Raw genomic sequence first — 25,128 nt, forward strand, 5'->3', positions numbered from 1 at the left:
CGCTGATCGTGTGGGGCTTATGCTATAAACGGCGTCAACTATAAGCAGATCTAAAAATGATTCTTGAGGAGAAAATGAAAAAAGTTGCTCTCTCGATAGCGGTTGCCGTTGCACTGTCTGCCTGTGACAGTGGGCAGCAAGCGGTAAAACCGGTTGGTGTGGCCCAGGCGACGGCGGAAAGTCCAGCTGATAATTCCCAGCTGACAGCCAAAGATGCGCAAGCTTTCTTAAAAGACGCCCAGGCTCGCATGGAAAAAATGGGACAAGAGGCAAGCCATGCCGCTTGGCTTGCTTCTACCTATATCAATATTGATTCCCAATACGTAGAAGCTTTGGCTTCAGAGCGATACACCACCCTGGCCGTGGAGCTGGCTTCAGAGGCCGCCAAATTTAACGACTTGGACCTGGACCCGGATACCCGTCGCCAGTTGACCATGTTGAAGCAGGGGTTGGTATTCCCGGCGCCGAAAGATCCGGCACTAACTTCTGAGTTGGCGCAAATTGGCTCAAAAATGCAGGGCATGTACGGTGCCGGTAAATACTGCCGCGAAGATGGCGGTGAAGAAAAGTGCTACACCCTGACCGAGATGGGGCAGGTGATGGCAACCAATCGCGATCCTGAATTACTCAAGGATCTGTGGGTTGGATGGCGTAAAGTTTCTCCTCCTATGAAGCCTCTGTATGAGCGCCAGGTGGAGATCGGTAATGCGGGTACCAAAGAGCTGGGTTATGACAACCTGAGTGTTTTCTGGCGCTCCAAATATGATATGGCCCCGGATGCCTTTGCTGAGGATATGGATACCCAGTGGGGTAAAGTGAAGCCGTTGTACGAAGCTTTGCACTGCCATGTTCGCGCCAAGTTGAATGAGCATTATGGCGATGACGTAGTGCCGGCTCAGGGTAAGATTCCTGCACACTTGCTGGGTAATATGTGGGCCCAGGAGTGGGGTAACGTCTATGACATAGTCAAAGACGACGACATGCAGGCCCCCTATGATCTGACTCAGCTGGTGGTTGATTCCGGCATGAGTGAAAAAGACATGGTTAAAGTCGGGGAGAAGTTCTTCACCTCCCTGGGCTTTAAGCCTCTACCGGAAACTTTCTGGGAGCGCTCCCAGTTCACCCAGCCTCGCGATCGCGATGTGGTTTGTCATGCCAGCGCCTGGAATATGGACGGGCAGGACGACCTTCGCATCAAGATGTGTATCAATAAAACGGGTGAAGACCTGGTTACCATCCACCACGAGTTGGGCCACAACTTCTACCAGCGCATCTATAAAGATCAGCCTTTCCTCTATAAAAATGGCGCTAACGACGGTTTCCACGAAGCTGTTGGCGATACCATCGCGCTTTCCATCACACCGAAGTACCTGAAGGAAATCGGTTTGATGAATGAGGTGCCGGATGAGAGTAAAGATATCGGTTACCTGATGCAGCAGGCGCTGGATAAGATCGCCTTCCTGCCATTTGGTCTGCTCGTTGATAAGTGGCGCTGGCAGGTATTTAACGGTGAGGTGAAGCCGGAAGACTACAACAAAGCTTGGTGGAAACTGCGTGAAGATTACCAGGGCATTGCCGCTCCGGTAGAGCGCTCCGAAGAAAACTTCGATCCGGGTGCCAAGTACCATATCCCCGGTAATACACCTTACGCTCGCTACTTCCTGGCGCGTATCCAGCAGTTTCAATTCCACCGTGCGCTGTGTGAAGCCGCTGGTGAAACCGGACCGCTGCACCGCTGCTCCATCTACCAGAATGATGAGGCTGGTAAGAAGCTGCGCGCTATGTTGGCAATGGGTGCAAGCAAGCCCTGGCCGGATGCTATGGAAGCGCTCACCGGTCAGCGCGACCTGGATGCTTCCGCCATTATCGATTACTTCCAGCCGCTGATGGCATACCTGGAAGAGCAGAACCAAGGGCGTCAGTGCGGTTGGTAATCTGAGCTTTCAATTTTGTCGGTATTAGAAAAAGGGGCTTTGCCCCTTTTTCTGTTTTATGCGCACGTGAAATATGAATCTTAGGAATTAGTTGTGAGACTCAGTTATTAGTGGACAGGGGGTTGCTCTTCCTCAGAATTTAGAAAGCTGGCAGCAGCATTTAAAAATGCTTCCAGCGGGGGGTGGAGAGACCCAGTACCGACTTGATAACGGTTCATGCTTTTGTGGGCCAAGCCAGAATTAATTGTTGGTGTTGTACCGGTCCTGATAATTTTAAGTAGGTCGAATCCAAGAGGGGCGCCTCTCCCCTCGATGCCCGGAGTAACGACAAAGTCACTTTCCGAGTGACAGATATCGTACATTTTCAGTATGTTGTCGATGTTATCTTGGTATGTTCCTGAGAATATTTTGTGGGTGCCGCCAAAACCCATAGTCTCTGTGATGGCGCTGTCTCCCATATCTCGATTGACATCTGCAGGAGTGATGCCCGGCATTAATAATCCATGGCCAACCCCAGCCAAACCGGTAAACCAGGCCTTGTCCAACCCTGAAACTTGAATACCAAATTCCGTCCCATTACGAGCCATGGTTGTGATAATACTGCTGTGAGGAATACCGCTGCCTGCATCGGAAACAAGTTTGCAGGTGGCCATGATTGGGTTCAACGGGAATGTCTCATCCTTGTAAATTTGGTTCGCAATCTTTTCAATATCTTTTCGCTTTTTACTGGCCCGAATAACTCCCGGCATTAAAATTCTGGAGAAAATCAGTGTTGCGGCATTAGTCATGACATGACAGTCGTCCCCCATAAGGAGGCTGCGGCCAATGATCGGTATAAAATCAATCCCGCCTTCATCTAGAATTGCTTGATTTAATACGGGAGCAATTTCGTCCTCTATCCAGCGAAGGTAATTGATTGCTGATTTATCGTAGACACCAAAGCGGATAGAGCTGCCGCGGTAATCGGCACGATCATCACTGAGATTGGAGTAAGCGCGATTACCAGATAGCTTATCTTCGACAATATACACAGACATTGAATAGGTAATAATACCTGCCATTGGCCCGACGGCATTGTGGTTGTGGCAGGGCTCAAGATCAACTTGGCCTTCCTCCATAACCTGTTCGGCTTCGGCTTTATCTTTAGCGAACCCCTCATAAATTAGACCGGCAATTATTGCGCCCTTTAACGGACCTGATGCCCGCTGCCAGGTTATTGGGGGGCCGGCATGCAAAATTAAATTCTTCCGCATTCCGGGAATGTTGTCGCTAGCTTTACCTATTCCGATCAAAATCGGCACAGCTTGCTTCATACGTTTAATGGATTCGTCATTAGCTTGCTGATTAAGTGCTTGGAATTCAGGGGTTGCCAGTTTATGGAGGATTTCCTCGGTGCTGGGCCTGAATTCAATATCCGTTCTCATCCCTACTCCCCTGAATTTAGCAATTCAGCATATTGTTCAGTAATGATGTTCATATTGCGTAGCATTAGATCCGTGGTGCCGGTAATTACCTGAATTTGGCGCTTTTCAGATATTTTCATATTTCCCTCAAACCCCCGGCTGGCGTAACTCAGATGGTCTTTTGCCTTTCGTAGGTTGTCATTGATCTCTGGCGTATTGAGGGGGCTCTCCAATAGCTGATTCAGTCGGTTGGAGTATTCGGAGAGATCTTCTTGCAATCCGGTTTCGGCATCATCCAAGGATACTTCCCAAAGTTTAGCAGCGTAGTTCTTGGCGATTCTCTGGGAGAGCATACGCTGGCGGCCGGCGATATTAATGAGTTCGGCGCTGTTGTGATTGGCGACTTGTTGGAGTTGGACCACATAGGTGTGAGCAGCAGAAAGAAGGGAGTTGCTGCGCTGAAATAATTCGCTGGCGCTTTGTTTATTGACGGGTTGTAAGGCGACAGACTCAAACGCTTTCCATTCTCTTTCAACTTTAACAAGTTGATCCCTGATCTTTTCTGCGCCATGAAAATTATTTAGTTTCTCGTGATTCTTTTTAAATTCGTGAATTGATCGGGCAAATACCTTTTCGTGGCGCTCTGCATCCGGTTGAATCCCGCGCAAGATGTAAGTCTGGGTGATGCGTTGGGATAGCATTCTTTGTCGACCAGCCGTATTGATGGCGTCTCCCATAGAGAAGGCTGCGACATCCAGGCTTAAAATTAACAAGATAAATACTGCTGACAACTTCATGATTTTACTCTTGTAGTTTGACTTACTTCACAATTTAAGTGGGTTTTATGTTTGCAATGCATGCGTGAGCCCTCTCGGTTAATGAGAGGTTGCAGGGGTATTACGGAGTTATTCAGAGATCCTTGAGTAACAGTGATGTGAGCTTATAGGGGCTGCTTTCTGAATAAGGCGATTTTGAACAATATTGATAAGTTAAACAAATAAGCTCCAAATTCCATTGATTGAGCAAAAATAAATAATTTAAATACGTTGTTAGGAAATATGATTTTGCAAACTCATCTGGTTTTAGGATTTGACGTTCCTTATATCAAATTTAAGGATGGAGATATCTAACCCTTTTTTTCGGTGTTAACGCTTTGGTGGTATTTGGATTGGGGGTGAGGGGGAGTTTTCTGGTGAGTGGATTGTTGTGGGGTTAATGGAGGCTTAGGTGAGGAGGATAATAGCTGGAAATAAAAAAGGCCCTACCAAGGGTAGAGCCTTCTTCTCATCAGATCTAAGGTGACTTAGAACTGGTAATTCAGAGCCAAGCTGAACAGGTAAGCTTCGGTCTTGGTGGTGCCACCATCGAAGTAGGTAATCAGGGTGTCGCTGATGTTGTTAGCTTCCTGGATAACTTCGTCATCACCCCAGACGTAGGCGAAAGCACCATCAACGGTAAGTTTGTCAGTCAGTGAGTAGGTACCGCCAACAGTCAGCCACTGGCGATCAGTGTCAGGAATAGACAGGGTACGCCAGGTAATCGGGAGATCTTCATCTACCAGCTCTGAGAGCTCTTCAGTTTCTTCGCGGTTTAAGCCGTCACGGGCTGCGCCTTGGTCGTAAGCGTAACCAAAGCGGAAGGTCCACTCGTCATTGCGGTAGTATTCACCACCGATGCTGAAGCGAGAACCGCTCTGGAAGTTTTCTTCTTTCAGCAGAAGCGGGTTGTACTCTTCACCAGCGGAGGGGATAAAGGCTTCGAGGCGCTCGAAACGGTCCCAGTTGGTCCACATGTAGCCTACCGCCACACCCCAGTTATTGTTGAAGCGGTGGTAGAAGCCCAGCTCCAGGGTGTCAGGCAGGTTCAGGGTCAGGTTGCCGGAAGTATCGTCAAATGAATCCAGCGGGCTCGGAGCGATGTCGGAGCTTACTTCACCCTTAATTTTGGGGTCGTACTTAGCGTGGTAAGAAATACCTGCGCGAGTGTTGTCGCTGATGCGCCACAGGCCGCCGATGGTCCAGCTCAGGTCCCAGGCATCCCCTTTTACGTCCAACACGGTGGCGCCGGCGGGGTTAAATCCTAAGACGGGTTCTACAACGTCACCGATCAGGAAGTCATCGGGGAAGGTGGTGTTCAGTTCTGCATCAACGTAGAAAATATTCGCTGCCAGGCCAATGCTGAATTGATCGTTAAAATCGTAAGCAACAGATGGCTGGATGTTTACGGTCAGCAGAGAGGTTTTGTTGGCGATTGTAGTTGCAGGGAAGTTATCCGGGAAATCAGTTTCCAGGCCAAAGTCGGTGTACATGGCAAGGCCCCAGGACCACTCATCATTGATGGGGGCGGCCAGGTAGCCGTTGGGGATTACCGCGCTGGTGGCGTAGTCTTTGGCGCTCGCGGGAGTTTCGAATCCCAGGTAGCCAGTTTCCTCACTGCCGACGTAGTAGGTGACATCACCATCAACATCGATTTCGGGATCAACGTAAGTCGCACCAAGAGAAATGGTGTAAGTATTGAATAGAGCTGAACCGGCTGGGTTGCGCGCCAGAATCGCAGCGTTGTCGCCGATAGTGTTTTCGGCAGCAAATGCGCGGCCAAGGCCTGTTGCACTGGTTTCCTGCAAGTAGAAACCTGCAGCCATAGCGCCTTGGGAAACGGAGCTGATAGCTGCGGCCAGAACTGCGTGTCGCAGGTATTTTTTATTCATGAGAACCCATCTCTAAGTCTGCTGATTACTGAAAGCCATAAACAGGTTGGAATAAACTCTGCCATGGCAGGAAGGCCTTTAGACTTATATAAGTACCTTCCACTTCCGTAGCAAATCCCTTACTAAAAAGTCTAGCAATACGTCATTGCCCTAGTGAGGGAGAGGAGTGACTTTATAAAGACAATGGGGACAAAAATCTATCCAAGTCGACGGATTTTTTTTCATCAGTCGAAAATGTGGCCATTTATTGGCTGGCAGCGACTTTTTCGCCGTTGATGGATAAATTTGTCAGGTTGATTTGATATCTTTTGCCATTTTCTTCTCTTTGGATAAGTTTCACCAAAGCGTAGTTCCATTGCGGTGCGATCCAGACAGTTGTCTCTCTTCCTGAGTCTTTATCTCTCACTCGAGCGACTTTAATTGTCTCCACCGGACCTAGAGGTGTTTTTAGGGTTTCAGTGCCAACTTGACTGAATTTGTAATCGCGAATTTTTTTGCCGTCGGCAACTTTGTATTGAAGGTCTGTTTTTCCAGCGGCGACATCGAGTGCCAGTTGGATTTGATAGCTCACCTTGTCAAGAATATTGGGTGGGGCGTCTTTGAGATCCCGCTCCGGATTATGGACGTTAAAGATCATACCTTTTGACGGTTCGAAATTAAGCACCGTGGCGCGATTTCGACCAAGGCCTTTGCGGCGATATTCGTAATGTTGGGGGGTGATATGGCCATCCTGGCTGGTAAAGCGAGAGTACTCTTTAATGCTGGCAAAAAGGGCGCTGCTATCGAAGTCCAGGCGCCAGTTGCCGTCCTGTCCGGACAATTCCCGAGTGGCGGTAATGCTGATCCCATTAAATCGGGCGGCGTAGGTGGCTTTGAAAGGTTCCAGCTCAGCAGCAATTGCCTGGCCGGTAATTAAAAAAAGAAACAGAGAGGTAGCAAAAAGGCGCACTGTGATATCCCACAAAAAACTGAACCCTTTTGAATACTAGCTGGCGAGGCGCGCAAAGTACATTGAAGGACTTTTACCCCGCCAGCTATCAAGGGCTGGTTTTATGCGGAAACCTGAACCCCGTGGGGAGGTAGTAATTCACCATCCAGCTGAACTCGATCATCCGCCATTTGCAGGCGCTGTTGAGCAAACCAGGTAACCGCCATGGGGTAAATGATGTGCTCTTGAACCTGCACTCGCTTTGCCAGTAGCTCAGGAGTGTCTCCCTCCTTAATAGGAACAATGGCCTGGACGATAGGTGGCCCGCCATCGAGTTCCTCGGTGACAAAATGCACGGTTACGCCGTGTTCTTTATCCTCGGCTTCCAGTGCCCGCTTATGGGTATGCAGGCCCTGGTACTTCGGCAGTAAGGAGGGGTGAATGTTGATTAGGCGGCCGTTGTAGTGGCGCACAAAGTCGGGTGTCAAAATACGCATAAACCCAGCCAGTACAACCAAATCTGGTTTGCACTTGTCGATCTCTTCGATCAAGGCGTGATCGAAGGTTTCTCTGCTGGAGAAATCCCGGTGATCCACCACAGAGGTGGGAACGCCTGCCTGTTCTGCGCGAGTCAGACCATAGGCATCTGCCTTATTGCTGACAACTGCAGTCACGGAAAAAGGCGCGCCCTCTTGTGCGGCGGCATCCAGCAGAGCCTGCAGGTTGCTGCCACTACCGGAGATTAATACGGCAACTCTACAAGACATTACAGCCCCGCCAGCTCTACTGCTTCCGCCCCTTCTTTGGCATCTTCGATAGTGCCAACGACAAAGGCGTCTTCGCCCATTTGCTTGAGAGCGGATAGTGCCGACTCGGATTGCTCTGCAGGCACGCAAATAACCATGCCAACACCGCAGTTAAACGTGCGGTACATTTCGCGGCTATCGATATTGCCTGCATCACGCAGCCAATTAAATACAGGAGGCATTTCCCAGCTGGTGACATCAATACGCGCGCTGCAGCCTTCGGGCAGTACGCGGGGCAGGTTTTCCAGTAAGCCGCCGCCAGTGATATGGCTTAGCGCATTCACCTGGAAGGTCTTCATTAATTGCAGCAGGTTTTTAACGTAAATACGGGTCGGGGCCATCAACGCTTTGGCCAGGGTTTCACCGCCGATGTCCTGCTGGAGATCGGCACCGCTGACTTCTAGAACCTTGCGGATCAGGGAGTAGCCATTGGAGTGGGGGCCACTGGAGGCCAGGCCGATCAATACGTCGCCAGCTTTAACTTTGCTGCCGTCGATGATTTCAGATTTTTCTACGACACCGGTGCAGAAGCCTGCCAGGTCATAATCGTCGCCTTCGTACATGCCGGGCATTTCGGCGGTCTCGCCGCCGACCAGTGCGCAGCCTGACAGCTCACAGCCTTTGCCAATGCCGGTAACTACTTCTGCAGCAATATCGACATTGAGTTTGCCGGTTGCGTAATAGTCGAGGAAGAAGAGGGGTTCAGCTCCTGCTACGATCAAGTCATTCACACACATGGCGACAAGATCGATACCGATGCTGTCGTGAATGCCCAAGTCCATTGCCAGGCGTAACTTGGTACCTACACCGTCGGTGCCGGAAACCAAAACCGGCTCTTTATAGCCGCTTGGAAGTTCACACAGGGCGCCGAATCCGCCCAGTCCGCCCATTACCTCGGGGCGGGATGTGCGTTTGGCGACATTTTTGATGCGCTCTACCAGTGCATTACCTGCGTCGATATCGACACCGGCATCTTTATAAGAGAGGGATGTTTGCGTAGATTGCGGCTTGGAATCGCTCATGATTCTTCCTGCGGTGGGTATTCGAAGGGCGCGTATTCTATCTGGGTCTTGCCTCGGGAGCCACGCCCAGACGGCATCTCGAAGGGGGATTTCGGCATTTTCTCACCATTTGAACTGTGAAATCACTCCGATAGTGAGAACTCGGGGCTGAGAGAAACGTCTGACGCTGATACAATAGCCGCAATTTTTAGTCCGCCCTAAAATCTGGCGTCTTGCACATCGATAATAATTTCTGCAAGCTCAGGGGCGGAAAATAAGAGGTTTGGAGAGAAGTCCTATGCACAAGCTGCTCCGGCAGGGATTGGTGTTGCAGTTGCTGGCTCTGATCATCAGTGTTCTAGCCCTACCGGTCCAAGCTCGAGTCATCTCGGATTTGTACGAAGTTGTCGAGGCTGTGTCGAGTCGCGGAGCCACGGATCGTGCAGCAGCCGGAAGTCGCGGCCTGGAACGGGTGTTCGTACGTGTTACGGGAGATGCCGCTGTCGGTAGTAACCCAAATGTGCAGCCGATATTAAAGAATGCACAGCAGTTTGTTCAGGGGTATCGCTATACCCGCGAGGACAATCAGCTCTACTTGCACCTTTCCTTTGATCCTCAAGCGATCTCCCGGCAAGTTAATCAAATGAACTTGCCCATGTGGCCTAACAATCGCCCCGGCACTTTGGTGTGGCTTGCAGTAGATACCCTGCAAGAGGGCCGCAGCGCTTTGAGTGAAGAGGCGACCCCGGAGCTCTTCTCTGTACTCGAGGCAATGGCTATCGAGCGCGGTGTCCCCCTGGATTTCCCGGTAATGGATCTCAATGATCAGCGCAATATGCCTTTGGGAGCTCTCTGGGCCCAGGATGAGCAGGCAGCTGAGAAGGCGGGCTTTCGCTATAGCCCCGATGCCACTTTGATGGGCCGGGTGCTTCAAGCTTCGGGCCATCGCTGGCAGGCAGATTGGTTGCTAATTCACGGCGGTCGCAGCTATGCCTTCGATACTGCCGGAGGTTCGCTGGAAGAGGTCGCTCTGCGCGGCGTTAACCAACTGGCCAATATTCTCGCTCAGCGCTATGCAGTGTCCCCGAATGGCCAGGACAATCAGTTGGGCGCGGTGATTGTTGAGTTGTCTGGTATCGACAGTTTTGCTGATTATGCCAAGGCATCTGGTTATCTACAGGGGTTGGCACAGGTCAGCAGTGCTAACCTGCTCTCTGTTGAAGGGGACCGAATGCGCCTAGCACTGGTCACTTCAGCAGGGTTGAGCAATTTGCGTGATACCCTGGCTCTAAACCATAAATTGCGAGCACAAGCGGACGGAGACGCCATTAACCTGAATGGATACCGTTCACCCTTGGGCAGCGCTGAGAATCCGTTGCGCTATCACTGGGATTGAGATGAGTATTCCGCAACAATTGCCGCTGGGGGTATCCCTGCGGGATGACGCCACTTTTGATAACTTCTACCTGTCGGATTCAGATCCAAATCGACAGGTAGTTGCCCTGCTGCAGTCTTTTGCCAGTGGCGAGAATCCCGAGTCTGTAATTTACATTTGGGGTGAGGCGGGTAGTGGTATTAGCCACTTGCTTCAGTCTGCTTGTCAGTGCGCAGAGGCCAATGGTCGCTCTTTCCATTATCTCCCTCTCGCAGACCTAATGAACATGGACCCGGCTGTTATTCTCGACGGACTCGAACGCCTGGACCTTGTCTGTATAGATGACGTTCATTTGTTGGAGGGGCAGCCCGAGTGGCAGACCGCTATTTTCCATCTCTATAACCGAGTTAAGGATGGCGGCAGGCAGTTATTGATGGGGGCTCGCAAGTCACCCCGCGGTATGGATATTGCCCTGGCTGATTTGCAGTCACGCCTACACTGGTCCCTGGTGTTCCAGCTCAAAACCCTGAATGACAGCGATAAAGTTGCCGCCCTGCGCCGTCGCAGCCGTCTGCGCGGTTTTGACCTGCCGGAAGATGTGGCCCAGTACATATTGCACCGCGCCCCGAGGGATACTCGAGCACTCTTTCTGTGTCTGGAGGAGCTGGACCGGGCTTCACTTATGGCTAAGCGTAAAATCACCATTCCTTTTGTTAAGCAGGTTTTGGATATCTGACCCCAGAATTGGGTCCTGGCCGACCTGCTTTAGCTCCCTGAGCTCATTTGGGCTCCTCTGTCTTGTGTTTTAGCGGCACTAGACGCTTTTTCCGCCTATTATGGTTGGTGTTTACTCACTTCACCTCCCCCTATCTACTCCTGCTCCATCTCCTTCACCTGTGTATTTCCGTGTGAAATCTGCTCTGCTCACGATACCAATTTGAGGCAGCGAGTGGGTTTATGGTGAGTCTTGCCCCTGTTTGCTCCCAAATGTCTCTGGTTGAGGGCAGCGTTATGCCAAACATTCATAAAATCCTGTATGTCAGCCATGCTGCTGAGGATGAAAGCAGTGGACTCATGCAGGCTTTTGCAGTGGCGCGCAATCATCAGGCGGAGATAAAGGTTTTACTGGTCTGTCCGAAGGTGCCGGAAGGGTTTGAGGAGTTTAGTCGGCTCTGTGTGAGGACAATGCTTGATAGGGTCAGGAGTGAAATTGAGTTGGCCCGCGTACATATGGAGTTATCGGCGGAAAGGACCAATTTGGAGATTGAGTCAGATTGTGGTGCCCGACCTGCCGAGCGGGTGATCCGCCGGGTATTGGCTGAGGGCTATGACCTGGTGATCAAGAACGTTGAGGGTCGCAGTCAGCTTAAGGGTTTCAAGGCAATGGATATGGATCTGCTGCGAAAGTGTCCCTGCCCGGTATGGCTGTGCCGCCCAATCAAGGAGCATCGCAACAAGATTCAGGTGGCTGTAGCTCTCGACCCTGAATGCGAGGATGGCAGCACTTATGACTTGGCGATCCGGTTGCTGCGCTGGTCGAGAGTACTCGCTGACAGTTGCAGTGGGGTGTTGAATGTTATTTCCTGTTGGGACTTCGATATCGATGAATACTTGCGGCGCCATTTTCCCCTGAGCGCTTCTGAGGAAGAGTTGGATGAGGCCACTGAATCAGCGCGGGCCCAGCACCGATCAAAGCTCGATGTATTGATACGTGCATCCGGGATTGAGGGGGAAATACGTATTCACCATGTGGTTGCCCATCCAGATAACTTTATTCCATTGCTGATTGATGAAGAAGGTCTTGACTTGCTGGTTATGGGCACTGTTGGACGGGCGGGTATTCCCGGTTTCATTATGGGGAATACTGCAGAGAATATATTGCAGAAGGTCAGTTGCTCCCTGCTGGCTCTAAAGCCCAGTGACTTTGTATCGCCGATAAAATAGTTGTGAATTATGGGTCTAATTCAGCTTGGCCCCTGCGCTGATCGCTCTATCGGAATTCTCTGCTGCGGGAGTTGAGGTGACCCTGATACCGGGACAAAATTACAGCTAAGAATTCGGGAGAAATATAATGATTAAGACTATTGCCAAATGGTTTGGCGGCTTATTTTTTGTGGGGGTTTTGGCAGTTTCTGCTTTTGCTATTAATGCAGTTTATTTCAAGCCTTGGTCTATAGATGTATTTTTTGAACGTGTCTTTATAAAAATCGGCAGTAGCAGTCCGGAAATCCTTTCACAAATTAGAATTTTGGAACAATTTGGAATTGATGGACACAATGCGCATCTCGATGATTTGTCTGAAGAAGAGCAGTTGCGTGTTATTGAAATGATGAAGAGCGAGCTGGCGGTATTGCGCAGCTATGATCGCGAAAGTTTGGAAGGGCAGCAGGCCATTTCCTATGATGTGTTAGAGCATCTTCTCGGTATAAAGGCGGAAGTTGAACGCTGGAGGCACCATGATTACCCGCTTAACCAAATGTCGGGTGAGCAGAATAGGTTGCCGGAGTTTCTCGCTGAAGTACATCAGATCAACAATGTAAAAGAAGCTGATTATTACTTGTCTCGTCTGGGAGAGGTCGGACGTAAGTTTGATCAATTGCTGGATGGTCTGAAGATAAGGGAAGAGAAAGATATCCTGCCCCCGCGCTTTGTTGTCGATAGTGTTTTAGAGGAAATGCAGGGTTTTATCGCCGCGCCGGTAAAAGAAAATATACTTTATACCTCATTACTGGAGCGACTTAACAAAATTGAAAAGCTGGATAAACAGGAGCGGGAACGTATTCTCAGCCAAGCTGAGTTGCTGATTGGTACAGAAGTTTACGCCGCGTATCAAGGGCTAATCGATTATTCCAGTACTCTCCGGTTAAAAGTTGGAGAGAACAATGGTGTTTGGGCATTGCCGGATGGGGATGCCTACTATGCCTATCAAGTACGCAACTTTACCAGTACAGATATTGCACCGGAGGAACTCCATCGTATTGGGTTGGAAGAGGTTGCAAGAATTGAAACGGAAATGAATGAAATTTTTTCATCCGTTGGTAGAACCAGTGGCACTATTAGCGAACGTTTCTCTGCACTGAATAATGATCCCCAGTTTCTTTATGAGGATTCAGATTTAGGGCGGGAGAAAATTATTGCCGATTACCAGGTAATGATTGATGAAATTGATGCAGGCCTGGGTGACTATTTTGATTTAAAACCCAAAATGGGTGTTGAGGTGCGCCGAGTCCCAGAGTTTAAAGAGCAAGGTTCGGCGGGAGCCTACTACAACCCTCCAGCAATGGACGGGTCTCGCCCCGGCGTATTTTATGCAAACTTGCGGGATGTTCATGAAACCAAAAAGTTTGGAATGCGCACCTTGGCTTACCATGAAGCGGTACCTGGGCATCACTTCCAGTTGGCAATTGCACAAGAGCTAAAAGGTGTGCCGACTTTCCGTAAAATGGGGTTGTTTAATGCTTACTCGGAAGGGTGGGCACTGTACTCCGAGAAGCTTGCTAAAGAAGCCGGTTTCCAGGAAAACCCCTATGATGATTTGGGTCGGTTGCAGGCGGAAATGTTCCGGGCTGTGCGGTTGGTCGTGGATACTGGAATGCACTATAAGCGCTGGAGTCGCGAGCAAGCGATTGAGTATATGCTGGAAAAGACCGGTATGACTGAGTCTGAAGTCACCACCGAGATCGAGCGATATATGGTTTGGCCCGGTCAGGCACTGGCCTACAAAACCGGTATGCTGAAGATTCTTGAGTTGCGTGAACGCGCTAAAGAAGCGCTTGGTAGCCAGTTTGATATCCGCCAGTTCCACAATGTAGTTCTCACCAATGGCGCTTTGCCATTGGCAGTGTTGGAGCAGCAGGTAGATCAGTGGATAGCAACCAACAAGAGTTAGGATTCATTTTTGTAGAGTATTCGGCTGTAGGATCGTCAAAAGAGTAACTTAAAAGTTTGAGTATCTTTACCGTTAGAAAGGGTGAAGGTGCTTGGATTATGTGGTTTTAGTTACTAAAAAGGAAGAAGGGAAGAATACACCGCGCTTGGGACCCTATGAGGCATGGATGCCGATTAGGAGCTTACAGGGATGTATTCACAGCGTGTCTCGAGAGCGGTGTATTCTTCCCTTCCACCCCAGTAGTAAGAATAGTACTTGTAAGGAGTTGGTAAGTGCCGAAGTCAAAAGCTATTACGGTAGATGATGGGTTTTCTAGAGTTAAATTTCTAAAAGGAAGAACTCCCGAAACAACGGATGAGGAAGCTAAAGATGCATTTGCCTTATTGTCCGAGTATAGGGATGGTGGAATATACGTAGCCCACTATTCAGGGAATAGCGAGTGGGAAAGGCACACCAATGGAGATGAGTTTGTTCAAGTTATAGATGGGGAAACAGCTCTAATTCTTCTCGTAAATGGTGAAGAGAAGCGGAACGAGTTATCAGCTGGACAAATATTGGTTATACCAAAAGGTGTCTGGCACCGATTTGAAACGCCTAGCGAAGTAAAAGTTATGACTATCACCCCGCAGCCAACTGAGCACAGTATCGCTAAGCCATACGATACTTAAGAAATAAGATCATTCTACATGCTGGTAGCGTTTTGCAGCACAAGAGTGCGTGCTGTTAGCTGGGGCCTTCAAGCTTGAGCTATAGGGTTATAAAGATGCAGGTAAATAAGTATGTCGCTTGTCTTCGTGTATATTTGGCCCTTGAATTGTTAGGTGTTCGCTAATAGCTCAAACAAGAAAGGCCACAGATAGTGGCCTTTTTTAATTCTGTTTTAACCTTTTAGTTATACTTTTGGAGTTCTGGTGTTTGCTATCCACTCGTCAATAATTTCCTCCAGGGCATCCAGTGGTACTGGGCCGTTGGCCAGAACTGCATTGTGGAATTGACGAATATCAAACTTCTCTCCCAGTTCTTTTTTGGCTTTCTCACGAAGCTGTAAAATTTTGAGCATGCCAATTTTGTAGGCTGTTGCCTGGCCGGGTAATACGATATAGCGCTCGACAGCTTTAATAACATCCCCCTCAGGATTAGGGGTGTTTTCCATCAGGTATTGTATGGCTTGTTCTCGGGTCCACTTCTTGGTGTGGATCCCTGTATCGACTACAAGGCGTCCTGCTCGCCACAATTCCATGGCGAGGCGCCCAAAATCTGAGTAGGGGTCTTGGTAGAGTCCCATCTCTTTTGGCACCATTTCAGAGTAAAGGCCCCAACCCTCCGTATAGGCGGTATAGTGACCATATTTACGGAATTTAGGGATATCCTGTAATTCCTGGGTGATAGAGAGCTGCATATGGTGGCCGGGGATGCCCTCGTGGTATGCCAGTGCTTCCATCTGGTAACTGGGCATATCGTCCATATTGTAGAGGTTGGCGTAGTAGATGCCTGGGCGTGAGCCGTCGGCAGCAGGTTGCAGGTAAAAAGCTTTACCGGCAGATTTCTCCCGGAATGGTTCGACCGCTCTCACATCGAGGTCCGCTCTAGGTTTGGTGATAAATAACTCGTTCAGCCTACCCTTCATGGTATCGATAATGGTAGTAGCCTTCTCAAGATATGCAGCTTTCCCCTGTTCTGTGGTCGGGTAATAAAATTGCTGGTCGGTGCGCATAAATTCGAAGAAGTTTTTCAATTTACCTTCGAATTTTACTTTACGCATAATTTCACGCATCTCATCATGGATGCGAGTCACTTCTTCAAGGCCAATCCTATGAATTTCTTCGGCTGTCATATCGGTAGAAGTGTAAAAGCCGAGACGAAAATTATAAAAGTCACTGCCATCTGCCAGTTTCCAGGCGCCATCATCAGTAGTTGCGCGTATCTCAAGCTCTTGCAGGTAGTCGATTAGGGTTTTATAGGCGGGGCCAGTGTTGTCTTTTAGTGCTGTTTTAGCTTTATCTATTAAGGACTTTTTCTGCTCTTTACTGATATCGAGATTTTCTACTTTTCCCTTAAAGTCAGCAAATAGAGGGCTGTCCTTTTTTCTGTCAAAAGGAGCACCAGTAATTAGGTTTTGTGCATCTCCAATAACATAGGGGAAAACGAATTTTGGAATAGTGGTGCCAGCTTTGGCGTTTTCCTCCAGTTGGTCTTGCAGCTGTGCGAAATACTGGGGAATTCTATTTAAGCGGGAAATATAAGCTTCGGCATCCCTGATGTTATCGATACGGTGCTGGCTGATAAGTGTTGAAGCGGCGCCGGTATGGGTGGCGAACATTTGGTTGACTGGATAATTATGATTTCGCCACTTATAGGCTTCGATCTCTTGTTGCAAAGTGCGTTTTGCCAGTCGAAGATTAAGTTGGGTAGGTCGATCCAGTATAGCGGGATCAATTTTATTCAGCTCGGATAATTGACGCTTATTAATTTCATGGGTTTCTTGCGCAAACTCAGGAGTTAGATCATTCCATTTGCCGTACTCCTCTTTCAGACCCAAGAATGTTTTGAATTCAGGGCTGCGGTCTAGATGCTCCTGGAAGAACTTATCGAATAGCAAATTGACCTTCTTGCTGGCCTCACTCATTTCTTTGCTGACTTTCGGGGGAGGTGACCGATTAAGTGCACTTTCCTCTAAGGGGGCAACATTATGTGTATCCGCATTGTTGGTACTATCGTTGCAGCCCGTGAGGATGAGTGAGCTTACTGCCGCTGCAATCAGAGTTACTTTTAACTTCATGAGTACAATCCTTGCGTTCAAAGAGTAGCTCTTACTTTTTTATCATTATTTTTGCAGTTAATGGACTTTTTTATGTAAAAGCATCCCATTATTTGGTTTTGTGGATATAAATTCAGCAGAAAATAAGAGCGGTGCACTTTTTTGGTATGGGGAATACTGGGTATGTTTTATTTTGGTGCTTTTATACGACAGTGGCGGCTAAGGTGAGCTGAAAATAGGGGGGGTTGAAATAAGACCACAGTGCCATTCATGCTGGGAGCTGGTGATTGCTTAATAAGAAGTCCGGAGTGTCATTCCGGACTTCCCTGTAAAACAATAAATGCCGTATTGTAAAAACTATACAGAATTTTTACTTCTGCAATGCTCTACTGACGATAAGAAAAAGACAGACAAGTAGTTATCAGGTACTTATCTGTCGCTTCTATTATTTATTGTTGGGTTTTTACTTTTGCAACCCACTCATTAACCAGTTCTTCCAGTACATCCAAGGGGACTGGGCCACTGGCCAGGATAGTGTCGTGGAAGCCGCGAACATCAAACTGATCACTCAGTTCTGTTTTGGCTTTTTCACGCAGCTCGACAATTTTCAGCATACCAATTTTGTATGCGGTCGCTTGGCCAGGCATCACAATATAGCGCTCGATCGCTTTAACCACGTCGCCTTTCGGGTTCGGGGTGTTCTCTACGAGGTAGTCGATCGCTTGCTCGCGGGTCCATTTCTTGGCGTGAAGGCCGGTGTCTACCACCAATCGGCCAGCGCGCCACAGTTCCATAGCCAGGCGTCCAAAGTCAGAGTAGGGGTCTTCATAGAAGCCCAACTCTTTGGGCACCAGTTCGGAGTAGAGGCCCCAGCCTTCGGTATAAGCAGTGTAACCACCGTATTTACGGAACTTGGGAATATCCTGTAATTCCTGAGCGATCGAAAGCTGCATATGGTGGCCGGGGATACCTTCGTGGTAGGCCAATGCTTCCATCTGGTAAGACGGCATATCGTTCATATTGTACAGGTTGGCGTAGTAGATACCTGGGCGCGAACCATCGGGGGCCGGGCGCTGGTAGAAGGCCTTACCTGCAGATTTTTCGCGGAAGGCCTCTACGGCTCTTACATCGAGATCGGCTTTGGGCTTGGTGATAAACAGTTCATCCAGGCGGCCCTTCATGGTGTCGATAATTGCGGTGGCCTTTTCCAGGTACTCCGCTTTACCTTCCTCAGTGGTGGGGTAATAGAACTGCTTGTCGGTACGCATGAATTCGAAGAATTCCTGCAAGTTACCTTCGAACTTCACCTTGCGCATAATCTCGCGCATTTCGTCGTGAATACGGGCAACTTCCTTAAGACCGGTTTGGTGGATCTCATCGGCAGTCATATCCGTAGTGGTGTAAACACCGAGGCGGAATTTATAGAACTCTTCGCCGTCTGCCAGTTTCCAGGCGCCGTCGTCAGTGTTGGCTTTTTTCTCAAGCTCTTGCAGGTAGCTGATCAATTTTTCGTAAGCGGGGCCGGCGCTTTCAGTCAGGGCCTGGCTGGCTTTATCGACCAGTGATTTCTTTTGATCTTCACTGATTTCCAGCTTTTCTACTTTGTCTTTAAAGTCTGCAAACAGTGGGCTGTCTTTTTCACCGTTAAAAGGTGCACCGGTGATCAGATTGCGAGAATCGCTAATAACGTAAGGGAACACGAACTTAGGTACTATCGTGCCGGCTGTAGCGTTAGCTTTAAGTTGTTCTTCCAGCTGGGAGAAATACGTGGGCATGCCATTCAAGCGGGCGATATAGGCCTCTGCGTCACTGACATCATCAATACGGTGCTGGCTGATTAGCAGTGTGGCGGCGCTGGTATGGGTGGCATACATCTGGTTGACGGGGTAGCCGTGATTGCGCCACTTGTAGCCATCGATATCCTGTTGCCAGTTGCGCTTTGCCAGGCGCAGGCTCAGGCGGGTAGCGTCATCCAAGGTGGAAGGATCAATTTTATTCAGTTCCGCCAGCTGACGCTTGTCGAGCTCCAGGGTTTCCTTGGCAAATTCTGGGGAGAGGTTATCCCACTTATCGTAGTCTTCTTTTTTACCCAGGAAAGTTTTGGTCTCAGGACTGCGGGCGAGGTGCTCCTGGAAGAAGTCCTCGAACATCTGGTTTACGCGTTTGACTGCGGCTGGGTCCACTTTTCCTGCGACTTCTTGAGTCGCCGTGCTTTCCGTGGCTGTGGCGGTTGCACTCTGCTCGGCTGTGTTCGGGGCGCGGTCACAGCCGCTGATTACCAGCGCGCTTATGGCGGCTGCGATCAGGGTTGGTTTCAACTTCATGAGCATATTCCCAGTGTTCGGTTCTTCGTTGCTAATTTGTGCCACTCCAGTGGCATTCTTTAGGTTGCCTGCCTAAACCCCCCACACTTTATGCGGGATGTGTAGTGCAGATCAGCAGGTATTGTGCTGACTGGAGCAGCATTTGGCCAGTAGTGGGGAGAATTTGATTGAGGGGAGGGTATTCAGGAAATAAAAAAGCGGGCACATGGCCCGCTTTTTCTGGTGACTTCGGGATTAAGCGAAGTTCTGGTTTACAAACTCCCAGTTCACCAGGGCCCAGAAAGCTTCCATGTACTTCGGGCGCAGGTTGCGGTAGTCGATATAGTAAGCGTGTTCCCAAACATCGCAGGTCAGCAGGGGAGTAACGCCTTCTTCAGTCAGCGGGGTTGCTGCGTTGGAAGTGTTTACAATGGCGACTGAGCCGTCAGCATTTTTTACCAGCCAGGTCCAGCCGGAGCCGAAGTTGTTTACAGCACTGGTGGTAAATGCTTCTTTGAACTGGTCGAAGCTACCGAAGGCTGCGTTGATAGCCTCGGCAATCGCGCCAGTGGCTTCGCCGCCACCGTTAGGGCTCAGGCAGTTCCAGTAGAAAGTGTGGTTCCAAACCTGGGCTGCGTTGTTGAACACACCACCGGAAGAGGACTTGATCACGTCTTCCAGGGACTTGTCAGCGTCAGCAGTGCCTTCCAGCAGGCCGTTCAGCTTGTCTACGTAGGTTTTATGATGTTTGCCGTAGTGGTACTCCAAAGTCTCTTCGGAGATATGCGGTGCCAGGGCGTTCTTAGCGTAGGGGAGTTCAGGCAATTCGAAAGCCATGGTGTTTTCCTTCCTTTGTCTGAGGGTTATTGGTGAGGGCATTCTACACGTGCCGCATCTCAGAATTAAGCCGGCGCGATGGATTAGGGAAGTTTGGGACGATTTCCTCAAACACAAGGGGGGAAGCTTTTGCTGTCAGCTCTATTCGACTGTCGTCTATTATTACTGACGACCGCTTACTTTTTCGTCAATTTTTGGTATAACTGCCGCAGAATTCGACGAATCTGAATGGATTCTATTGTCATATATTTCTGAAAATACGGTACCGGAAAGAGCAGCATAGAACTGGCGGGTACCGGACTCATCAGCACAGTTATCGGGTGTATCGAACCATGCAACGCAAAGAGCCCACACTGGGCGGCAGCGCCGCTCTTGAACCGTCACTGGATCTCACTACCAGCGAAGAAAGGAGTGATTCACCAGAGCCCCAGGTGATCGTGGAGGAGCGCCGAGGTGGTTTCTCTTTCTTGGGTCTATGTGCCCTGATTATGGCGATGGGTGGCCTGGGTGCCTCGGGTTTCCTGTACCAGCAATGGCAGGACAGCCGGACCTTGTTGAATGATGCAGAGACTCGTATTGCCGATGCGGAAAACCGTATTGCTGAACTGGAGAAGCGCTTTAGCCTCTCCGATGAGGAATCTACGGCATCGGTTGAAGTTCTGAATGCAAAAGCGAAGGAAAACTCCTCGGAGATCCGCAAATTGTGGGGTGTTGCTTATGACACCAACCGCAAGAGTATCTCCGCCAACAAAACAGCAGTTGCGGCTAACAAAAAGCAAGTCGCCGCGCTCAGTACCAAGCTCAGCGGCCTTGAGTCCAGCGTGAAGAAAATCGCTGCTGTAGAGGCTTCGCTGGCAGAGTTGCGCAAGGGCAATACAGATTCCCAGCGTGAGATGACCGATAAGCTTGCACGCCTGGAGCGCCAGCTGGCTTCTGTGCGCAGTGACCTGACTATGCGTGTCGGTGCGAATGAAGAGGCTGTAGAGTCTATCGATGCTTACCGCCGTTCTGTGAATAAGGATCTGGTGCAGCTTCGCGATGCGATTCGCTCCCTGCAGTCCAGCGGTGATTCCACAGCTTCATCCATGTAGTTTTCCGGTTGAGTAAAAAAAGGCGGACCTGATGTCCGCCTTTTTTATTCCGTTTTCCCTTTAGGTGAATGGGATTTCTAAGAATATCTGGGTCAATAACCCTACATTTCGTGTAGAATCGCCGGCCTCGAGACGTTAATCGGAGTTGGCAATGACCACTATCCGCCAGGATGATCTGATCGGCAGCGTGGCCGATGCGCTGCAATTTATTTCTTACTACCACCCACAGGACTTCATTCAGGCCCTGAACAAGGCTTATGAGAAAGAGGTCAACCCGGCGGCCAAGGACGCCATGGCCCAGATCCTGATCAACTCACGCATGTGTGCCGAGGGCCACCGCCCAATCTGTCAGGATACCGGCATTGTCACCGTGAAGTTGAAAGTGGGCATGAATGTGCGTTGGGAAGCGGATATGAGCGTTACCGATATGGTTAACGAAGGTGTTCGCCGGGCCTATCAAAATGCCAGCAACGTGCTGCGTGCCTCTATTCTGGAAGATCCAGATGGTGCTCGTAAGAATACCGGAGACAATACTCCGGCGGTGATTCACTATGAAATCGTTCCCGGTGATACCGTAGAAGTTTATGTGGCAGCTAAAGGCGGCGGCAGCGAAGCCAAAACCAAGTTTGCCATGCTGAACCCATCTGACTCGGTGGTTGACTGGGTGCTGAAGATGGTTCCGCAGATGGGTGCCGGCTGGTGTCCTCCCGGCATGCTGGGTATTGGTATTGGCGGTACCGCTGAGAAAGCGATGCTGTTGGCCAAAGAATCCCTGCTCGACCCCATCGACATTCAGGAGCTGCAAGAGCGCGGAGCCTCTAACCGCGCTGAAGAGCTGCGTCTGGAACTCTATGATTCCGTCAATAAACTGGGCATCGGTGCCCAGGGCCTGGGCGGACTGACCACTGTGTTGGATGTGAAGATCAAGGATTATCCTACCCACGCTGCCAACAAGGCTGTGGCGATCATCCCCAACTGCGCAGCTACCCGTCACACGCACTTTACCCTGGATGGCTCCGGGCCTGCTCGCCAGACTCCGCCTAAGCTGGAAGACTGGCCGGAAATTACCCGCGAAGCGGGCAGCAATACCCGTCGGGTAAACCTGGATACCATTACCGCAGAAGATATCCAAAACTGGCAGCCCGGTGAGACCCTGCTGCTGAACGGTAAGATGCTGACTGGTCGCGATGCGGCGCACAAGAAAATGGTAGATATCCTCGCTAAAGGCGAGAAGTTGCCTGTGGATCTCACCGGCCGCTTTATCTACTACGTAGGCCCGGTAGATCCGGTGCGCGATGAGGTTGTTGGTCCCGCTGGTCCAACCACCGCTACCCGTATGGATAAATTCACTCGCACTATGCTGGAAGAAACTGGCTTGGCGGGGATGATCGGTAAGGCGGAGCGCGGCCCAATGGCAATTGAGGCGATCCGCGATAATAAAGCGGTATACCTTATGGCCGTCGGTGGCGCTGCTTATCTGGTTGCCCAGGCGATTAAAGGCTCCGAAGTTATCGCCTTCCCCGAGCTGGGAATGGAAGCGATTTACGAGTTCGAAGTAGAAGATATGCCGGTAACTGTGGCTGTCGACAGTCAGGGTGAGTCAGTACACACTACTGGCCCGCTGATCTGGAAAGCCAAGATTGCCGAAGGTGAGGTGTAACGCTTCCGCCATTTAAAGAAAAGGCCCCAACAGGGGCCTTTTTTATTGGAATTTATTGCCTTGCTCAGCTAAGTCCGCCAGCATCAGTTCGCGAATAATTGGTATAGGTGCACTGCCATAGCTCAGGAACATCTCGTGGAACCCCTTGAGACTAAAGTTGTTGCCCATTTTCTTTTTGATTTCTTCGCGCAGGGCCAAAATATCTGTAAAGCCAGCAAAATAGCTGGTGAGCTGCACTTGGCTTAAGGTCGCCCTGCGCCATTTACCCTCTGCTTCAGCCTGTTGTTGAAAGGCATCCCTGACCATTAACTTCATCGCCTCTGCTTGGCTGATACCCTTTACCTGTACCTCATAATCCAAAATGGTATTAGTGATAGTGCGCAAGTTCCACTTGTAGTACATCAGCCACAGCTCGGGGGAAAAATTACCGTAACCCGCATCCAGCATCATGCGTTCCGCATAGACGGCCCAGCCTTCGATCATGGCAGTATTGCCGAGAATAGTTTTCAGGATACTGGGTGACTGATTGGCGTAGACCAGTTGAGTGTAGTGCCCGGGGATCGCTTCATGGATATTGAGTATCTGCAGGATATAGTCGTTGTATTCTCGCAGTAAGCTCTCCGCCCGTTGATCGGAGTAGGTCTCTATGGGCATCACGTTATAATAGGTATTTGCACTTTTATGGTAGGGGCCAGGCGCATTAATGGAAGCTACAGCAAAGCCTTGCATATAGGCTGGAGTTGTTCGAACTACCAGTGGCTTTTCCTTGTCCAGGCTTAACAGGTTTTTTTCGGTCACAAACTCTGCCAGCTCCGGGATCTGTTGCTCTACTTTTTTCTTGAAAGTTTCTTTGGTGGCATGATATTGGGAAAGCTTGTTCAGCAGCTTTTCAATTTTTGCCAGTGGCTCGTTGGGTGGGGAATCAGAAGGAAAGTATTTTGGCCAGAGTTGATCGGCAAGCTTGGTCATTTTATCGTGGGTTACCTGCTTCTCTATGATGGCGCGCTGGTATAGTTCAGCAGCGCTCATTCCAATATTGATATCAAACTGGAATTTTTCTTCGTAGAGTTTTTCACCGATACGAAAATCACGGAATTTTCCGGATTTAGTCAATTTCTTTTGCAGGTTTTGTAGGAAGTGGATATAGCTTTGTATCGCTAAGCGAGAATCCTGCATTCGCCGTAAGAAAATCTCCTTTGCGTCCGCAGGCATCTGACTTTCTTTAACCGTTTTTTCCAGCTCTTCACCAAAGACTTCCAGTGAGCCTGTACTCTGTTGAATTGCTAATTCAAGCTGTGGCGCTGCCGGACGATAGATAGCTGCCTTAGCGGCCTGATAGTACTCGGGCACTTGCAGCATACGAGTGCTAACGGTATGTAGGCGCTTTAGAAGTGGCGCATAGTCGGTGTTTAGGATCAGGGCAAAAGAATGGGAAACATTATAGATGGATGGGTCCCATTGGTATGACTTAAAGCTGGTATATTGCCATTGCAGTCGCTGCAGAAAATTTTCTATAAGAGCGAGATTACTGCGTGAATTGATATTGAGCTGGCTTTTATCCAAGGCTGCAAATTTGCGTTCATAGATTTGAGCAAAATCCAATACAAATTCACGATAACTCTTATCGGGCACCTGAAGCTCTTTGGCTACTTCATAGTAGCCTTCACTGAGCGCCCAGGATGGGAATAGATTCCATAGGCCGTGTATAAATTGCTGACAGAGCTGCTCGAATGCCAGGTTTGTCTCGGAGCGCATTTCCTCCAGGATAACCTTCTCTGGTGGAGGAAGGCGCTCTCTATCCACTTGCTGGCGCTCACAGGCTCCTAGAGATACTAGAAGTAATAAGAGACTGAGGTGTGCTTTCATGACAATCCTCACGTTAATCTGCCGATGTCGACCCAAGGCTGCGGTGGCTATAGATCGTCCAATATTTTTAGCATGCGGTTCCATTTTGTGATGGTAAAACCGGATAAAATGCGTTTTTGAGCCCTGTACTTGTTTCGTTAAGGGGGGGCGGGTAGAGTGAGGCCGGCCCAATTGAGCCGATAATAAACAAGGTTTTGAGGACCGATTCATGACCGAACTAGCTCAACAACAATGTGAAGCCTGTCGTGCCGATGCGCCGCTGGTGAGTGATGACGAACTGCCAGGACTGCTGCGGCAGATCCCTGACTGGACGCCGATGACCCGTGACGGAATTATGCAGCTGGAACGCGTGTTTAAGTTTCGTAACTTCAAGCAGGCTCTGGCGTTTACCAACCGTGTCGGCGCGATTGCTGAAGAGGTGGGGCATCACCCCGCACTGCTGACTGAATGGGGTAAGGTTACGGTTACCTGGTGGAGTCACGAGGCTAAGGGCCTGCACAAAAATGACTTTATCATGGCTGCTCGCACCGATGAGCAGGTGGATGCCGCTTAACTAGTATTTCTTGTGGC

General features: G+C 49.7%; 19 protein-coding genes. 9 read left to right on the forward strand and 10 right to left on the reverse strand.

All coding sequences use genetic code 11. The annotated features are described in order from the left end of the window. The first annotated feature begins 74 nt into the window (after nt 1-74). Complete coding sequence (locus tag ACJJIQ_RS02225; RefSeq protein ID WP_444916377.1) at nt 75-1,934, forward strand: M2 family metallopeptidase; 1,860 nt, start codon at nt 75-77, stop codon at nt 1,932-1,934. Nucleotides 1,935-2,041: 107 nt separating this feature from the next. Here ACJJIQ_RS02225 and ACJJIQ_RS02230 read toward each other — a convergent pair whose 3' ends face one another. The 6 genes from ACJJIQ_RS02230 to purM all read right to left on the reverse strand — a co-directional run bounded on the left by ACJJIQ_RS02230 (nt 2,042) and on the right by purM (nt 8,800). After that, nucleotides 2,042-3,358: a YlbE family protein gene (locus tag ACJJIQ_RS02230; protein WP_444894813.1), complete on the reverse strand. Its 1,317-nt coding sequence runs from the start codon at nt 3,356-3,358 to the stop codon at nt 2,042-2,044. A 2-nt stretch (nt 3,359-3,360) separates the two neighbouring features. Further along, entirely contained in the window at nt 3,361-4,134 is a 774-nt protein-coding gene (locus ACJJIQ_RS02235) for a type IV pili methyl-accepting chemotaxis transducer N-terminal domain-containing protein (protein WP_444942451.1), read from the reverse strand. A 506-nt stretch (nt 4,135-4,640) separates the two neighbouring features. Further along, nucleotides 4,641-6,044: an OmpP1/FadL family transporter gene (locus ACJJIQ_RS02240; protein ID WP_445363569.1), complete on the reverse strand. Its 1,404-nt coding sequence runs from the start codon at nt 6,042-6,044 to the stop codon at nt 4,641-4,643. A gap of 244 nt (nt 6,045-6,288) precedes the next feature. Continuing rightward, nucleotides 6,289-6,993 carry a DUF3108 domain-containing protein gene (locus ACJJIQ_RS02245; protein WP_282931679.1) on the reverse strand — a complete coding sequence of 235 codons (705 nt, stop codon included), beginning with the start codon at nt 6,991-6,993 and terminating at the stop codon, nt 6,289-6,291. Nucleotides 6,994-7,094: 101 nt separating this feature from the next. Continuing rightward, entirely contained in the window at nt 7,095-7,739 is a 645-nt protein-coding gene (gene purN / locus ACJJIQ_RS02250) for a phosphoribosylglycinamide formyltransferase (protein WP_445363570.1), read from the reverse strand. Next, a complete protein-coding gene (purM, locus tag ACJJIQ_RS02255; RefSeq protein WP_282931681.1) occupies nt 7,739-8,800 on the reverse strand; it encodes a phosphoribosylformylglycinamidine cyclo-ligase in 1,062 nt (353 codons plus the stop codon). The genes purN and purM overlap by 1 nt, the downstream gene beginning before the upstream one ends. 277 nt (nt 8,801-9,077) lie before the next feature. On the opposite strand from purM, the gene ACJJIQ_RS02260 reads away from it, so the two are divergent. The 5 genes from ACJJIQ_RS02260 (at nt 9,078) to ACJJIQ_RS02280 (ending at nt 14,711) form a co-directional block, all read left to right on the forward strand. Next, on the forward strand, nt 9,078-10,175 hold the full coding sequence (locus tag ACJJIQ_RS02260; protein ID WP_282931682.1) for a DUF2066 domain-containing protein: 1,098 nt from the start codon (nt 9,078-9,080) through the stop codon (nt 10,173-10,175). Between the two features lies 1 nt (nt 10,176). Then, nucleotides 10,177-10,890: a DnaA regulatory inactivator Hda gene (gene hda / locus ACJJIQ_RS02265; protein ID WP_282931683.1), complete on the forward strand. Its 714-nt coding sequence runs from the start codon at nt 10,177-10,179 to the stop codon at nt 10,888-10,890. A gap of 275 nt (nt 10,891-11,165) precedes the next feature. Next, nucleotides 11,166-12,098 carry a universal stress protein gene (locus ACJJIQ_RS02270; RefSeq protein WP_445363571.1) on the forward strand — a complete coding sequence of 311 codons (933 nt, stop codon included), beginning with the start codon at nt 11,166-11,168 and terminating at the stop codon, nt 12,096-12,098. Nucleotides 12,099-12,225: 127 nt separating this feature from the next. After that, nucleotides 12,226-14,043, forward strand: coding sequence for a DUF885 domain-containing protein (locus tag ACJJIQ_RS02275; protein ID WP_445363572.1), 1,818 nt, complete (start codon nt 12,226-12,228; stop codon nt 14,041-14,043). A gap of 272 nt (nt 14,044-14,315) precedes the next feature. Beyond that, nucleotides 14,316-14,711, forward strand: a complete 396-nt coding sequence (locus ACJJIQ_RS02280; RefSeq protein ID WP_445363573.1) for a cupin domain-containing protein — start codon at nt 14,316-14,318, stop codon at nt 14,709-14,711. Between the two features lie 224 nt (nt 14,712-14,935). On the opposite strand, the gene ACJJIQ_RS02285 is transcribed toward ACJJIQ_RS02280, so the two are convergent. The 3 genes from ACJJIQ_RS02285 to sodB form a co-directional block, all read right to left on the reverse strand. Then, nucleotides 14,936-16,822 carry a DUF885 domain-containing protein gene (locus tag ACJJIQ_RS02285; protein WP_445363574.1) on the reverse strand — a complete coding sequence of 629 codons (1,887 nt, stop codon included), beginning with the start codon at nt 16,820-16,822 and terminating at the stop codon, nt 14,936-14,938. A 428-nt stretch (nt 16,823-17,250) separates the two neighbouring features. Continuing rightward, a complete protein-coding gene (locus ACJJIQ_RS02290; protein ID WP_445363575.1) occupies nt 17,251-19,125 on the reverse strand; it encodes a DUF885 domain-containing protein in 1,875 nt (624 codons plus the stop codon). Between the two features lie 234 nt (nt 19,126-19,359). Continuing rightward, nucleotides 19,360-19,941 carry a superoxide dismutase [Fe] gene (gene sodB, locus ACJJIQ_RS02295; protein ID WP_108732228.1) on the reverse strand — a complete coding sequence of 194 codons (582 nt, stop codon included), beginning with the start codon at nt 19,939-19,941 and terminating at the stop codon, nt 19,360-19,362. Between the two features lie 332 nt (nt 19,942-20,273). On the opposite strand from sodB, the gene ACJJIQ_RS02300 reads away from it, so the two are divergent. Together ACJJIQ_RS02300 and ACJJIQ_RS02305 are read left to right on the forward strand one after the other, a co-directional pair. After that, nucleotides 20,274-21,032 (forward strand): hypothetical protein, encoded by a 759-nt coding sequence (locus tag ACJJIQ_RS02300; RefSeq protein ID WP_413664797.1) that lies wholly within the window; start codon nt 20,274-20,276, stop codon nt 21,030-21,032. A gap of 151 nt (nt 21,033-21,183) precedes the next feature. Then, on the forward strand, nt 21,184-22,692 hold the full coding sequence (locus ACJJIQ_RS02305; protein WP_282931690.1) for a fumarate hydratase: 1,509 nt from the start codon (nt 21,184-21,186) through the stop codon (nt 22,690-22,692). 42 nt (nt 22,693-22,734) lie between these two features. Here ACJJIQ_RS02305 and ACJJIQ_RS02310 read toward each other — a convergent pair whose 3' ends face one another. Then, on the reverse strand, nt 22,735-24,558 hold the full coding sequence (locus ACJJIQ_RS02310) for a DUF885 domain-containing protein (RefSeq protein ID WP_444916387.1): 1,824 nt from the start codon (nt 24,556-24,558) through the stop codon (nt 22,735-22,737). Nucleotides 24,559-24,766: 208 nt separating this feature from the next. On the opposite strand from ACJJIQ_RS02310, the gene ACJJIQ_RS02315 reads away from it, so the two are divergent. Further along, entirely contained in the window at nt 24,767-25,111 is a 345-nt protein-coding gene (locus tag ACJJIQ_RS02315) for a 4a-hydroxytetrahydrobiopterin dehydratase (protein ID WP_108732232.1), read from the forward strand. Nucleotides 25,112-25,128 lie beyond the last annotated feature (17 nt).

This window comes from Microbulbifer maximicatervae (SeqCode), from assembly GCF_052468295.1.